The sequence below is a fragment of the Streptomyces sp. NPDC058665 genome, assembly GCF_042714995.1.
In the GTDB taxonomy this organism is placed as follows: Bacteria; Actinomycetota; Actinomycetes; order Streptomycetales; family Streptomycetaceae; genus Streptomyces.
This window is the reverse complement of record NZ_JBHXRX010000025.1, coordinates 1-13446: the sequence shown is the minus strand read 5'-3', so window position 1 is coordinate 13446 and position 13446 is coordinate 1. Positions and strand designations below refer to the sequence as shown.

The 13446-nt window shown below is 70.8% G+C and carries 11 protein-coding genes; 2 read left to right on the top strand and 9 right to left on the bottom strand.

The features are described 5' to 3' along the window. The first annotated feature begins 150 nt into the window (after window positions 1–150). The gene (locus ACFWV8_RS18160; protein WP_384202753.1) at window positions 151–720 is read left to right on the top strand and encodes a DUF305 domain-containing protein; all 570 of its coding nucleotides are present in this window, start codon (window positions 151–153) and stop codon (window positions 718–720) included. A gap of 74 nt (window positions 721–794) precedes the next feature. After that, window positions 795–1844: a LacI family DNA-binding transcriptional regulator gene (locus tag ACFWV8_RS18155; RefSeq protein WP_384202751.1), complete on the top strand. Its 1050-nt coding sequence runs from the start codon at window positions 795–797 to the stop codon at window positions 1842–1844. Between the two features lie 10 nt (window positions 1845–1854). Here ACFWV8_RS18155 and ACFWV8_RS18150 read toward each other — a convergent pair whose 3' ends face one another. From ACFWV8_RS18150 to ACFWV8_RS18110, 9 genes are all read right to left on the bottom strand, one after another. After that, on the bottom strand, window positions 1855–2211 hold the full coding sequence (locus tag ACFWV8_RS18150) for a hypothetical protein (protein WP_329382822.1): 357 nt from the start codon (window positions 2209–2211) through the stop codon (window positions 1855–1857). A 129-nt stretch (window positions 2212–2340) separates the two neighbouring features. Continuing rightward, entirely contained in the window at window positions 2341–3297 is a 957-nt protein-coding gene (locus ACFWV8_RS18145; protein ID WP_384202747.1) for a glycine betaine ABC transporter substrate-binding protein, read from the bottom strand. 49 nt (window positions 3298–3346) lie between these two features. Then, on the bottom strand, window positions 3347–5401 hold the full coding sequence (locus tag ACFWV8_RS18140) for an ABC transporter permease (RefSeq protein WP_384202745.1): 2055 nt from the start codon (window positions 5399–5401) through the stop codon (window positions 3347–3349). Further along, window positions 5398–6462 carry a glycine betaine/L-proline ABC transporter ATP-binding protein gene (locus ACFWV8_RS18135; protein ID WP_384202742.1) on the bottom strand — a complete coding sequence of 355 codons (1065 nt, stop codon included), beginning with the start codon at window positions 6460–6462 and terminating at the stop codon, window positions 5398–5400. The genes ACFWV8_RS18140 and ACFWV8_RS18135 overlap by 4 nt, the downstream gene beginning before the upstream one ends. Continuing rightward, entirely contained in the window at window positions 6462–8015 is a 1554-nt protein-coding gene (locus ACFWV8_RS18130) for a GMC family oxidoreductase (protein WP_384202739.1), read from the bottom strand. Before ACFWV8_RS18130 ends, ACFWV8_RS18135 begins: the two co-directional genes overlap by 1 nt. 144 nt (window positions 8016–8159) lie before the next feature. Continuing rightward, window positions 8160–9668: an aldehyde dehydrogenase family protein gene (locus ACFWV8_RS18125; RefSeq protein ID WP_384202736.1), complete on the bottom strand. Its 1509-nt coding sequence runs from the start codon at window positions 9666–9668 to the stop codon at window positions 8160–8162. A 220-nt stretch (window positions 9669–9888) separates the two neighbouring features. Beyond that, on the bottom strand, window positions 9889–10377 hold the full coding sequence (locus tag ACFWV8_RS18120) for a phospholipase (protein WP_329382836.1): 489 nt from the start codon (window positions 10375–10377) through the stop codon (window positions 9889–9891). Between the two features lie 457 nt (window positions 10378–10834). Further along, entirely contained in the window at window positions 10835–11980 is a 1146-nt protein-coding gene (locus ACFWV8_RS18115; protein WP_384202733.1) for a DUF5954 family protein, read from the bottom strand. A 160-nt stretch (window positions 11981–12140) separates the two neighbouring features. Continuing rightward, window positions 12141–13130, bottom strand: coding sequence for a malate dehydrogenase (locus ACFWV8_RS18110; protein WP_384202730.1), 990 nt, complete (start codon window positions 13128–13130; stop codon window positions 12141–12143). Window positions 13131–13446: the final 316 nt, after the last annotated feature.

Genomic DNA, 13446 nt, shown 5'->3' with positions numbered 1-13446 from the left:
GCCCCAATTATCTCGGGCGCGCCCTCGCTTCCCCTCCGCGGCGCGTTCACCTTCCCCTCCCGGCGGCGCCCGCGTTGTGGGGGGCGGGCGGGGGCCCCCCCCCCCCCGGCCCCCCCCCCCGGCGCCCTCTCCCCCACCGGAGGACTCTCTATGAAGGCGGTACGTGGTACGGCGGCGGCGCTCCTCGCCCTTCTCGCGGTGACGGGCTGCTCGTCGTCCACCCCCACGGCGGCCCCGCAGGACCCGCCACGGGCCCCAACTCCCGTCAGCACACGCTCCGGCGGCACCGACGCCGCGTGGATCCAGCTCATGACCCCCATGAACGAGGGCGCGGTCGAGCTTCTGACGATGGCCGCAGACCGGTCGACCGACCCCCGTCTGCGCAGCTGGGCGAAGGACCTGGCCGCCGCGCACCGCGCCGAACTCGGCCGTATGCGACCGCTGTTGAAGCAGCTCGGCCTCCCGGCCACCAACGTCCACGAGGGTCATGAGATGCCCGGCATGGTGACGCCCGGCGATCTCGCGCAGGCACGGGCCGCCGAGGGCGCGGCCTTCGAGAAGTTTTTCGTGCTCCAGATCCGCGAACATCTGGAGCACTCCGCGCTCGTGTCCCGTTCCGAGGTCGACGCGGGCAGCGAAGCCGCGGCGAAGAAGCTCGCCGCCGCGCTCGTGGCGGCGAGGCAGGGCGAACTCGACGGCCTGAACCGCATCGCCGCGTAGTACGCCGCGCGGTACGGAATCCGGCCACCGAGGGCCCGCTCCGGGCGTCGAGTACCAACCGGTATAAAGACTGCATGACTGCCGACGCCTCCCCGCCCGCGCGCCCGACCCTGGAGGACGTGGCCGCCGTCGCAGGCGTCTCACGAGCCACGGTGTCCCGCGTGATCAACGGAGCGACGACGGTGGATCCCGCGCTGCGCACCGTGGTCGAGGAGGCCATCGCCACGACGCACTACGTCCCGAACCGCGCCGCGCGGTCGCTGGTGACCCGCCGCACCGACTCGATCGCGCTGGTGGTCTCCGAGCAGGAACGGCGGCCGGTAGCCGAGCCGTTCGTGGGCCGGATGTTCTCGGACCCGTACTTCGGCCGGGTCGTGGGCGGGCTGCTGGACGTGCTGCGGCCGGCCGGTGTGCAGATGGTGCTGATGCTGGCGGACGACGCCGCCTCGCGCGACCAGTTGCTCTCGTATCTGCGCCAGGGCCATGTGGACGGCATCGTCCTGATCTCCTCGCACGCCGGTGATCCGCTGCCCCGGCTGGTCCACGAGACCCGGCTGCCCGCCGTCCTGGCGGGCCGGCCCGGACAGCCGTCGCCGCTCACCTACGTCGAGGCCGACCAGGCGGCGGGCGCGCGGCTGGCCGCCGGGCATCTGGCGGGTCTCGGGCGGCGCAGGATCGGTACGGTCGCGGGGCCGCAGGACATGCCGGCGGGGCAGGAGCGGCTCGAAGGGTTCCGGTCGGCGATGGCCACGTACGGGATCGAGAACGTCGCGGTCGCGGAGGGCGACTTCACGCACACGGGGGGCGCGGCGGCGATGCGGCGCCTGCTGGCCGAACACCCGGACCTGGACGGGGTGTTCATCGCCTCCGACCTGATGGCGCTGGGCGCGCTGCCGGTACTGCTCAGGGCGGGCAGACAGGTGCCCGACGAGGTGGCCGTGGTGGGCTTCGACGACAGCAACGCGGCGCTGACCTGCGATCCGGCGCTGACGACGGTACGTCAGCCGGTCGAGGAGATGTCATCGGAGATGGCCAGGCTGCTGCTGAAGCAGATCGCCGCACCGGGCGGCCCGCTGCCGTCGATGATCTTCACGCCGACGCTGGTGGTGCGGGAGTCGGCGTAACGCTCCCCGCTCAGACGGTGCGGCCCCGGCCCTCCTCGTCCTCCAGCGCGGCGGCCTCCTGCGACAGCCGTACGGCCTGAAGGAGGCTGAGGCCCGGCTGCGCGTCGCGCAGGGCCTTCACCGCCTTGACGGAGTCGGGGCGCCCCTCCACACCGGCGTCGGCTATCTGCCGGCGCGCCCAACTCCCGCGTATCTCACTGTCGGTGACCTCCTTGGCCGCGGCGAGCAGTGCGGCGGCCCGCTCCAGCCCTGGCCGCTCCTCCGGGTCCGCGGTCTTCAGCGCGCGGTCCACGGCCTCGGCGACCTCGTCGGCGTCGCGTACGACGAGTACGGAGAACTCCTGCTGCTTCTGTCCGAATAGCGTCATTCCCGGATACTCGCCGTCTCCGGCCGCCCGCCTCAAGGGAGTTGAGCCACTTCTGAGGTACGCGAGCACAGCCGGACGGCCCGGAGCCGGTGAGGGCTCCGGGCCGTCCGGAAGCGGCACGAGCAGGGGTCACTTCTTCGGGAGCCAGGCCTCCCACGTCGACTTGTTCTCCTTGACCCACTTCTCGGCCGCGTCCGGGCCGCTCAGCTTGTCCTTCGCGATGGCCTTGGCGACCTCGTTCTGCGCCTCGGTGCTCCACTTGAAGTTCTTGATGAACTCGGCGGCGTCACCGCCGTCCTTCGCGAAGTCCGCGTTGAGGTACTTCTGGAGCGGGGTGTTGGCGTACGCGCAGTCCGTCGCCGTCTCGGGGACGTTGCAGCCCTCCTCGTACGCGGGCAGCTTCACCTCGACCAGGTCGATGTCCGCGTTGAGCCACTGCGGGTCCCACCAGTAGGTGATGAAGGGCTCCTTGTCGCGGTACTTCTGCTGGATCTCCTTGATCTGGGCGGCCTCGTTGCCGGTCTCCTTGATCTTGAGGTTCAGCTTCAGGTTCTTGACCAGGTGCTCGTCGTACGTCGTGTACGAGGGGGCCGCGCCCAGGAACTCGCCCAGGTCGCCGCTGTTCGCGGACTTGAAGTCCTTGGCGAACTTGTTGAGGTTCTTGGCGTCCGTGACCTCGGGGTTCGCGTCCGCGTAGTACTTCGGGACGAACCAGCCGATGTGGCCGACGACGCCGAGGTCGCCGCCCTTGACGATGGTCTTCTTGTCCTCGATGTAGAGCTTCTCCTTCTTCGGCGAGCCGCCCCAGTCCTCCAGGATCGCGTCGGCCTTGCCGTTGTTCAGCGCGTCGAAGGCGACCGGCTCGTCGAGCTGCTGGAGCTCGACCTTGACGTCCAGCTCCTGCTCCATGATCACCTTGGCGACCTCGGCGTTGGCACGCGCGCCGACCCAGGAGGGCACGGTCAGGGTGACCTCGTCGGACGCGGACGCCGAATCGGTCTCGGCCGCGCACGCGCTGAGCGCGAGCATGCCGAGCGCGCCGGCTCCGGCGACCAGGGTGGTGCGTATCCGCTTGGTGTGGGTCACGTCGTGTTTCTTTCTGTCGCGGTTTCGGTTGTCTTCGGTTGTGTTGAGCTCACACCAGGGCGCGTTCCTTCGCCGCCGCGCTCGGCTGCGAGATCCGGTCCAGCAGCAGGCCCAGGCACACGATCGCGATGCCGGCCGTCATACCGAGCCCCAGATCGCCCTTGGCCAGGCCCTTCACGACATCGACGCCGAGCGCGCCGCCGCCGATCATGCCGCCGATGACGACGATGGCCAGGACCAGCACCACGCCCTGGTTGACGGCGAGTTGGAGGGCGGGCCGGGCCAACGGAAGCTGTACCTGGCGCAGTTGCTGCCCGGTACCGGCGCCGAGGGAGCGCGCCGCCTCCAGCGCGGCGGGGTCGATCTGCCGGATTCCCTGGGTGGTGATGCGTACGACGGCGGGCAGGGCGTAGACGACGGCCGCGGCGACGGCCGCCGTACGGCCGCCGCTGAACAGCGCGATCACGGGGATCAGATAGATGAACTGCGGCATCGTCTGCATGATGTCGAGAACCGGCCTGATCACCCGCTCGATCCTCTCGACGCGCGCCGCGAGGATGCCGATGGCGAAGCCGAGCAGCAGGGTCACCACCAGGGCGGCGAGGACCTGCGAGAGCGTGTCGAGCGAGCGGTCCCAGAGACCCATCGCGCCGATCGCGGCCAGGGACAGCACCACCGTGACGACGGCCTGCCAGCCGGTCCGCAGTGCCAGCACGGCGGCGACGAGCAGCAGCGCCCACCAGGGTGTGGCCAGCAGCGCGTCACGCACCGGGTTGATGACCCAGTTCGCGAACCCTTCGGACCAGGTGAGGGTGCCGCCCAACACCGGTACGCCGGAGCCGAGTTCGCGCTCGATCCAGTCGACGGCCGTGTTGACCGGCTCACTGATCGAGACGGTCCATGCCTCGGGCCACTCCCTGCGGCCGAGTACGGCTCCGAGCACCGCGCCGCCGGCGACGGCCGCGACGATGCCGGGCCAGAGCTTCCACCACGTGGCGCGGCGCCCGGCGTCGGGGTCTTCGAGCTGTTCGCCGGCCGCGGCCGTCGTACGGTCCAGCCAGATCGCCAGCAGTACGACGGCGATCCCGGCGGGCAGCGCGAGGCCCACGTCCACGGTGGAGAGCGCCGTGAAGATCTCGTCGCCGAGTCCGCCCGCGCCGATCATCGAGGCGAGGACGACCATCGACAGACACATCATGATCGTCTGGTTGAGGCCGAGGAGCATCTGCTTGCGGGCGAGCGGCAGCCGCGCCGTCAACAGCCGCTGCCAGGAGCTCGCGCCGAGCGAGGCGGACGCCTCAAGTGCCGCCGCGTCGGCGCCGCGCAGCCCGAGCGCGGTCAGCCGGGCCATCGGCGGGGCCGCGTAGATGACGGTCGCGACGAAGACGGACGGGATGCCGATGTCGAAGAGCAGCACGAACGGCAGCAGGTACGAGAAGGCGGGCAGCACCTGCATGGTGTCGAAGACCGGCCGCAGCACGCGCTGACAGCGGTCGGAGAGCCCGGCGGCGAGCCCGAGCAGCGCGCCGACAATGGCCGAGACGGTGACGGCGACGACCATCAGGGACAGCGTCTCCATCGCCGGTTCCCACATGCCGAGCAGCCCGATCACGGCGAAGGTGGCGAGCGCGGTGGCGGCGGTGCGCAGGGCGCGGCGGCGCAGGCCGGCGCCGCCCGCGTACCAGGCGATCAGTACGGCCGCCACCGTCACGCCGATGAAGCCGAGGCTCTCCAGCACGCTGAGCACGCCGTCGACCGAGCTCTCGGCGGAGTTGCTGATGTGCAGGAGGAAGTAGAGGAACAGGGGGTGGGTGGTGCGGTTGTCGACGAGCCAGCGGTTGAGGTCGTCGAGCGGCGAGCGCACATCGACGGTCAGAGCGTCGGGCCAGGCTCCGGTTCCGCCGACGGCCGCGCTGACGATCGCGACGAGGACGGCGGCGACGAGCAGCATCGCGCGAGGGTTGCCCGCCAGGCGGGACCAGGGGCCGGGGACGCCGTCGCCGGACGGGCCGGTCTTGCTCGTACGTACGCCGCCAGGACCGGTGCCCGGGTCGTGCCGCGCCGCATCGGTCAGCTCGGACACCGGGTTGGGAGCGGCGCTCATACCGCCGCCACCTCCTTGGGTTCCGCGTCGTCGTCCAGCCCCGCGACGACGGCCAGCAGTTCCTCGTAACCGACGACGCCGAGGGTCCGGCCGTCGTCCACGACCCGGCAGTAGTCGCCGCTGCGTGCGACGGCCTCGATCGCGTCGGAGACCAGCGTGTCCGGCTTGAGCGCGACGCCCGACTCGCTCTCGCCGTCCCGCGCGGGGCGCATGGCGCGGCGTACGGAGATGACCTGCTCACGCGGGACGTCGCGGACGAAGTCGCGTACGTAGTCGTCGGCGGGGTTGGCGACGATCTCCTCGGGTGTGCCGAGCTGCACGATCCCGCCGTCGCGCATCAGCGCGATGCGGTCGCCCAGGCGCAGGGCCTCGTTGAGGTCGTGGGTGATGAAGACCATGGTGCGGCCCTCCTCACGGTGCAGCCGGATGACCTCTTCCTGCATGTCGCGGCGGATCAGCGGGTCGAGCGCGCTGAACGGCTCGTCGAACAGCAGGACTTGAGGGTCCACGGCGAGCGCGCGGGCGAGACCGACGCGCTGCTGCTGGCCGCCGGAGAGCTGGCCGGGGCGCCGTTCCTCCAGTCCTTCGAGGCCGACCAGGGCGGCGACCTCGGCGGCCTTGGCGCGGCGCTCGGCGCGGGGCATGCCCTGGATCTCCAGACCGTAGGCGACGTTGTCGAGCACGGAGCGGTGCGGCAGCAGGCCGAAGTGCTGGAAGACCATCGCGGCGCGGTGCCTGCGCAGTTCGCGCAGCCGGTTCTTGTCCATGGCGATGATGTCCTCGCCGTCCATGGCGAGTTGTCCGCTGGTCGGCTCGATGAGCCGGGTCAGACAGCGTACGAGGGTCGACTTGCCCGAGCCGGAGAGGCCCATGACGACGAAGACCTCGCCCTTGCGCACGTCGAAGGAGACGTCCCGGACGGCGGCCGTGCAGCCGGTGCGGGTCCTCAACTCCTCGGCGGACAGCGCCGCGTACTCCGCGTTGCCCGGTATTCGGTCGGCCTTCGGTCCGAAGACCTTCCACAGATCGCGTACGGAGAAGACCGGTTCGGTGGCGGTCATCACGCATCACCTCCCGGTGCGGTTGTCTTGGTCGCCGAGGTGAGTAGTTCGGCGCATTTCTCGCCGACCATCAGGACCCCGATCATCGGATTCACGGCCGGCATGGTGGGGAAGACGGAAGCGTCGGCGATTCGGATGCCTCTCAGCCCACGGATCGTCAGATCCGGTCCGACCACGGCCTGTTCGTCGTCGGGAGCGCCCATCCGGCAGGTGCCGGCCGGGTGGTAGACCGTATGGGCGCATTTACGGGCGTACTCGCTGAGCTCGTCGTCGGAGGTGATGTCCGGCCCCGGACAGACCTCGCGGGTCAGCCACTCGGCGAGCGGTTCGGCGGCGGCGATCCGCCGGGCGATCCTGATGCCGTCCACGAGGGTGCGGCCGTCGTAGTCGTCCTCGTCGGTGAAGTACCGGAAATCCAGGGCCGGTTTGACCTCGGGATCCGCGCTGGTGAGAAAGAGGCGGCCCCGGCTTCGGGGCTTGGGGATGTTCGGTGTCATCGAGACGCCGTGCGGCGGGCGTTCGTAGCCGAGGCGCTCGGGATTGTCCGTGAATGGGATCTGGTAGAAGTGGAACATCAGGTCCGGGCCCTGGTGGTCCGGGTCGCGCCGGACGAAGAGGCCCGCGTCGGAGTCCATCGCCGAGTTCTCGGGGATCGGTCCTTCGGTCTCCCAGACGATGACCGACTCGGGGTGGTCGAGCAGGTTCTCCCCAACGCCCGGCAGGTCGTGGGTGACGGGGATACCGAGCGCCTCCAGGTCGGCGCGGGGCCCGATGCCGGAGTGCAGGAGCAGCCGGGGTGTGTCGACGGCACCGGCGCAGACGAGGACTTCGCGCCGGGCGCGTACGTACGACTCCGTACCGTCCGCGGCCCGTACGCGCACGCCGGTCGAGCGGGTGCCGTCGAACTCCAGCCGGTACGCCCAGGTCTCCAGCAGCAGGGTGAGGTTGGGACGGTCCAGGAACGGGTGCAGATACGCCACGGATGCGGACGACCGCTTGTTGTTCTCCGGGTGGTAGGCGAGGTCGAAGAAGCCGGCGCCTTCGTGGAAGGGCTTCCTGTTGAAGCCCTCGACGCGAGGGACGCCGAGGGCCGCCTGAGCGGCGTCCACGAAGTCACGGGCGATGGGATTACGGTCCTGTTCGTCCACCGGCACGATGTTGTTGCGCAGCCGCCCGAAGTACGGCTCCATGGACGCCGCGTCCCAGCCGTCGGCCCCTGCCGCCGCCCATTCGTCCCAGTCGGACGGCAGGGGCTTGAAGGCGATCAGGGTGTTGTGCGAGGAGCAGCCGCCGAGCACCCGGGCACGGCTGTGCCGGATGTGGGAGTTGCCGCGCGGCTGCTCGGTCGTCGGGTAGTCGTAGTCCAGCTCACCGCCCAGCAGCCCCATCCAGCGCCGGAGAGTCAGCACGTCGGGCCGGTCGATGTCGGAGGGCCCGCCCTCGATGACGGCGACGGTGACGTCCGGGTCCTCGGTGAGCCGGGAAGCGATCACCGATCCCGCGGTGCCGCCTCCGACGACGACGTAGTCGTATGCGGCGTCGTGTTCGGCCATGGGTGTCGTCTACTCCACTTCGCTGGGGTGATTCAAGGTTCTTGCGCGTAATGAGCCGTAATGTGACTGAGCCGTAAGGCAGTTGGCGAGGGCGAACGGCTTTGGTCGCCGGTGGTGGCCGGTGGTGGCCGACGGCCGGCCGGGTCAGCCGGCGAACCAGCGGACGGGCCGCGGCGCGAGGTTCTGGTAGATGTGCTTGGCCTCGCGGTACTCGGCGAGCCCGGCGGGCCCCAGCTCACGCCCGATGCCGGACTTCCCGAAGCCGCCCCACTCGGCCTGCGGCAGGTAGGGGTGGAAGTCGTTGATCCAGACGGTGCCGTGCCGAAGCCGTCCGGCGACACGCCGCGCGCGCCCGGGGTCCGCCGTCCAGACGCCGCCGGCCAGCCCGTACTCGGTGTCGTTGGCGAGCGCGACGGCCTCGTCCTCCGTACGGAAGGTCTCGACGGTCAGGACGGGGCCGAAGACCTCCTCGCGGACGACCCGCATCTCGCGGTGGCACTGGTCGAGGACGGTCGGCTCGTAGAAGTACCCGGCGGCGGGGCGCAGTTCACCCGGTCCGGGTCGTTTGCCGCCGGCCCGCAGCACGGCGCCGTCGGCCAGCGCGGACGCGACATACTCCTCGGTCTTCGCCAACTGCCCCTCCGACACGAGTGGTCCGCACTCGACGCCGGCACCGGTGCCCCTGCCGAGGCGGATCCGTGCGGCACGGCGGGCGAGTTCGGCGACGAAGCGCTCGCGGAGCGACTCCTCGACGATGAGGCGCGAACCGGCGGAGCAGACCTGGCCGCTGTGGATGAACGCCGCGTTCAGGGCCTGGTCGACAGCGGTGTCGAAGCCCTCGTCGGTGGCGCAGGAGTCGGCGAAGACGACGTTCGGGTTCTTGCCCCCGAGTTCGAGCGCGACCTTCTTCACGCCGGGCGCGGCGGCGGCCATCACCTTCGTACCGCTGGCCAGTCCGCCGGTGAACGACACCAGGTCCACGTCGGGGTGTTCGGCCATCCGGGCGCCGACGGGGTCACCGGCGCCGGTCACCAGGTTGGCGACACCGGCGGGCAGCCCGGCCTCGGTGAGCAGGTCGATCAGGGCGACGGTGCTGAGGGGGGTGAGCTCGCTCGGCTTGACCACAAAGGTGTTGCCCGCGGCGAGCGCCGGGGCGATCTTCCAACTCGCCTGGAGAAGCGGATAGTTCCAGGGGGTGATGAGCGCGCAGACGCCGACAGGTTCGTGCACGACGACGCTGTGCACCTCGGCGGACCCGGCGTCCACGACGCGCCCGCCGCCCTCGTTGCTCACGAGATCGGCGAAGTAGGCGAAGGCGTCGGCGACACAGTCGACGTCGACGCGCCCCTCCTCTACGGTCTTGCCCGCGTCGCGGCTCTCCAGCTCCCCGAGGTCTTCCCGGTCCCGCCGCAACAGCCCGGCGACGCGCCGCAACAGCGCGGCCCGCTCGGCGACGGGGGTCCGGGGCCAGAGCCCCGCGCCCCCGTCGAAAGCCCTGCGCGCGGAGTCGACCGCGGCATCGACGTCCTCGGCCCCGCCCTCGGACACCACCGCGAACGGCGTCGCGTCGGCGGGGTCGATGATGTCGCGTGTGGCGCCGGAGGCGGCTTTACGCCACTCCCCGTCCACAAAGATGGTCTGTTGTGCCGACACGTCGCGTTTGGCCTTCCGTTCCCGATACCTGCCACCAGCGGCAACGACTGGCGATCTGGGCGCCTGCCCCGAGACCGGAGAAGCATGCGTAATCGATGACGGGAAGTGTTCAGGGTCACTCACGACCCGCCGACGACAGACAGCACGAAGGCCCCTCGCTGGCGGGCGAGGGGCCTTCGAGTACTGGGCCGGCGGTGGGTCACACCGGCGGACGCACCGGTCAGACGACCGACTTGGTGCCGTCGACGGCGGCGGAGCGGCCGAAGATGCTGACGGCCTGGTAGTACGTCCAGGCCGTCGCGTTGCACGAGGCCTTCGTGGCGCCCGAGTAGCCGTTGCACACCCGCTTCAGGTCCTCGTAGAACGCGCTGTCCAGCCGCGCCTTGTTCGCGTCGAAGGAACCGGCCGCCTTGTAGTTGCGGTAACCGAAGTCGTGACGCGCGCAGGACGTCTGGAACGGGAAGCCGAAGGGGTTGTCGGGCGAGGAGGAGCAGTAGTCCGTGGACCAGTCGAAGCCGTACGCGGACCAGGCGCCCTGGTTGTTGCGGGCGGAGAGCCACGAGTTGTAGCTGGCGGCGCTGGTCTGTGTCCAACTGCTCAGGACCTGCGGCTTGTCGGCCGGCGCGGCGGCGGCCGAGCTCGCCGACATGAGCGTGGCGGGGATGGCGAGGGCAAGTGCGGCGAGCGGCATGGCCAGACGACGGCGCATTTCGGAACCTCCGGTGGGGAGACAGGTTGACGCTCCGTGCCCGGTGACACGGAGTCTTACCTCAGAGCGTGCGGGGCGGTCGCCGCACGGGTCTACGCGCGATGACCACCGCGGGAATGGTCCCCCGGAAACGCCGAGATGTAACCATGCCCATGACGAAACAAGAGGAAAACAGGTGCCCAACTCCCCGACATACGTCGCAACTTGGCGTTCGGCGGACGCGCACCCGGGGCGAAGCCCCGGTCGGGAGACGCGGAACCAGGCGCGTTCTTGAACGTTCCGTCCGGCCCGCGACGCATGGGCATGCCCGCTCGCCGCGTTGTCGGAGTCGCCCACGTACGCCCAGTACGAGAGCGATCCTCCGCCTTGCGATCGCGCGCACCGGCGAGTCACCAGCCGCTCCGCGGCGGGGGCACGCCCCGTCCCACGGGCGACCGACGCCATTTCCGGACAGTGCCTAACCGGCGTCCGCGCCCGGTTGGCTTCCCTTCGTCTTCTTCCGCTGCTTCCACGCGGCGCGCCGCGCCTCCTCCTTGTCCAGCAGCCGCTTCATCTCCCGCATGTCGGCGGCCAGTTCGGCGGAGGACTCGTCGTCGCCGTCGTCCGCCACTCCCTCCTCGCCCTGCTCCCTCGTCTGCACCTCGATCGGCGGATCCGGGTCGAAGTCCGAGGGCCTGGGTCCCTCCGGGCCGTCGGGCCCGATCCGTACCAACTGCTCCACCCGCGCCACCCGGTACCGCAGCCCGCCCACCGAGACCCCCGCCCCGCGCTTCTCGTCGAGCCGGTCCGCCGCCTTCGCGTACTCCGCGCGCTCCCCGTCGCTCAGCCTCCGCAGAACGGGCTTCATGACCCGGAAGTCGATCGCCAGCCTGTCCCGAGCCGCCTGCGGAGTCGGCGCCGAACCCGAATGCGGCTTCCACTGCCCGTCCTTGCCGCACTCGGCGATCGCGAACTCCGCGGGCAGCAGCACTCCGCCCGGATGCGTCTCGACCGCCCGCAGCGAATCCCCGCGCATCTCGGGCGGCGCGGTGCCCGCCTTCAGCACGAACTGCATCAGGTCGAACTTGAGCAGCCCCTCCGCCATCCCCGTGCCGGTGTACGGGTCGATGACGAATCCCTCGACGCGGCTGGGCAGCCGGTGTGCCTCGCCGACCTCACCCGGGTCCGGGTCCGACGGCCTCGGCGGCTCGGGCCCGTCGGGCCCCAGCCGGATGAACTGCTCGACGCGCACCACGCGGTAGCGCGTACCGAGCACCCTCAACTCGTCCACGGCGACCCGGTCGAGCTTCTCGTACGCCGCGCGGTACTTCTCGCGGTCCGCGGCGCGCCCGGCGGCCGACGCCTCCTTGGCGAGCCCCCGGAAGTACGAGCCCAGGGAGTCGCGGACGCTCTGCGGTGTGTCCCCGGCGGAGCGGAGGATCTCCCAGCCGCCCTGCTCCGACTCCTTCGCCCCGACGAAGGCCGGCAGCCCCATGCCCACGATCGTGGGGTAGCGCTCCCGCGCCCGCCACGCCTCCTCGTCGGCGAATGCCGCGATGGGACCGTCCTGCACCGTCATCCGGATGGTCCGGTACGCCGGCAGGCCCTCTCCGTATGCGTTCATGCACTCAGTGTGCGCGAACGGTCGCCGTCGGTGGCACCGAACGCGGAATCAACACCCCACGGGTGTACGGGGGTTGATACCCGGGGTCTCGGCCGCCCGCACACGACGAAGCTCCCGGCGGCCGGGTGGGCGGCTGCCGGGAGCTTCGGTCACAGGCCGGTCAGAGCAGGCCGAGCTCGCGGACGGCGTCGCGCTCCTCGGTGAGCTCCTTCACCGAAGCGTCGATGCGCGCACGGGAGAAGTCGTTGATGTCCAGGCCCTGGACGATCTCGTAAGAGCCGTTCCTCGTGGTGACGGGGAACGACGAGATGATGCCCTCCGGGACGCCGTACGAGCCGTCCGACGGAATGCCCATGGAGGTCCAGTCGCCCTCGGGGGTGCCGTTGACCCACGTGTGGACGTGGTCGATGGCGGCGTTGGCGGCCGAGGCCGCCGAGGACGCGCCGCGGGCCTCGATGATCGCCGCGCCGCGCTTGGCGACGGTCGGGATGAAGGTGTCGGCGAGCCACTGCTCGTCGTTGACCGTCTCGGCGGCGTTCTTGCCCGCGATCTCCGCGTGGAAGATGTCCGGGTACTGCGTGGCCGAGTGGTTGCCCCAGATCGTCAGCCGCTTGATGTCCGTGACCTGCGCGCCGGTCTTGGCGGCGAGCTGCGAGATCGCGCGGTTGTGGTCGAGACGGGTCATCGCGGTGAAGCGCTCGGCCGGTACGTCGGGGGCGGCGGCCTGCGCGATGAGCGCGTTGGTGTTGGCCGGGTTGCCGACGACGAGGACCTTGATGTCGTCCGCGGCGTTGTCGTTGATGGCCTTGCCCTGCGGCTTGAAGATGCCGCCGTTGGCGGAGAGCAGATCGCCGCGCTCCATGCCCTTGGTGCGGGGGCGCGCGCCGACGAGCAGCGCGACGTTGGCGCCGGAGAAGGCGGCGTTGGCGTCGTCGGTGATCTCGATGCCGCGCAGCAGCGGGAAGGCGCAGTCGTCGAGCTCCATGGCGGTGCCCTCGGCGGCCTTCAGGCCCTGCGGGATCTCCAGCAGACGCAGGCTGACCGGCACATCCGCGCCGAGCAGTTGACCGGAGGCGATGCGGAAGAGCAGCGCGTAGCCGATCTGGCCGGCTGCGCCGGTGACGGTGACATTCACGGGAGTGCGGGTCATGGCGGTCTCCGTTAGACAGCGGTGGAACGGCGGGCGGCAGGGGCCCTGCCCCTGGTGCGGGCCATCTCTCCGACGGCGGGGTGAATCATGTCTTGACGTGAAGAGACAACCGCTCGCCAGGCTATCCGACGGGTCGCCTCCGGCGCGGTTGGGGTTGCGGTCCGTTGCCGGGGACGGGGTCGCCTCCGGCGCGGTTCGGGTGCGGTCCGCTGCCGGGAGCGGGGTCGCCTCCGGCGCGGTTCGGGTGCGGTCCGCTGCCGGGGCGGGGCGGTCCTGCCGGTCGGCCTGGGCCGGGCCGGGGGCGCGCAGCGAGGCG

Excerpts from the sequence above, each read along its gene's own strand:
- ACFWV8_RS18160 (WP_384202753.1), top strand. The coding sequence starts at position 151 with ATGAAGGCGGTACGTGGTACGGCGGCGGCGCTCCTCGCCCTTCTCGCG.
- ACFWV8_RS18155 (WP_384202751.1), top strand. The coding sequence starts at position 795 with ATGACTGCCGACGCCTCCCCGCCCGCGCGCCCGACCCTGGAGGACGTG.
- ACFWV8_RS18150 (WP_329382822.1), bottom strand. The coding sequence starts at position 2,211 with ATGACGCTATTCGGACAGAAGCAGCAGGAGTTCTCCGTACTCGTCGTA.
- ACFWV8_RS18140 (WP_384202745.1), bottom strand. The coding sequence starts at position 5,401 with ATGAGCGCCGCTCCCAACCCGGTGTCCGAGCTGACCGATGCGGCGCGG.
- ACFWV8_RS18135 (WP_384202742.1), bottom strand. The coding sequence starts at position 6,462 with ATGACCGCCACCGAACCGGTCTTCTCCGTACGCGATCTGTGGAAGGTC.
- ACFWV8_RS18130 (WP_384202739.1), bottom strand. The coding sequence starts at position 8,015 with ATGGCCGAACACGACGCCGCATACGACTACGTCGTCGTCGGAGGCGGC.
- ACFWV8_RS18120 (WP_329382836.1), bottom strand. The coding sequence starts at position 10,377 with ATGCGCCGTCGTCTGGCCATGCCGCTCGCCGCACTTGCCCTCGCCATC.
- ACFWV8_RS18115 (WP_384202733.1), bottom strand. The coding sequence starts at position 11,980 with ATGAACGCATACGGAGAGGGCCTGCCGGCGTACCGGACCATCCGGATG.
- ACFWV8_RS18110 (WP_384202730.1), bottom strand. The coding sequence starts at position 13,130 with ATGACCCGCACTCCCGTGAATGTCACCGTCACCGGCGCAGCCGGCCAG.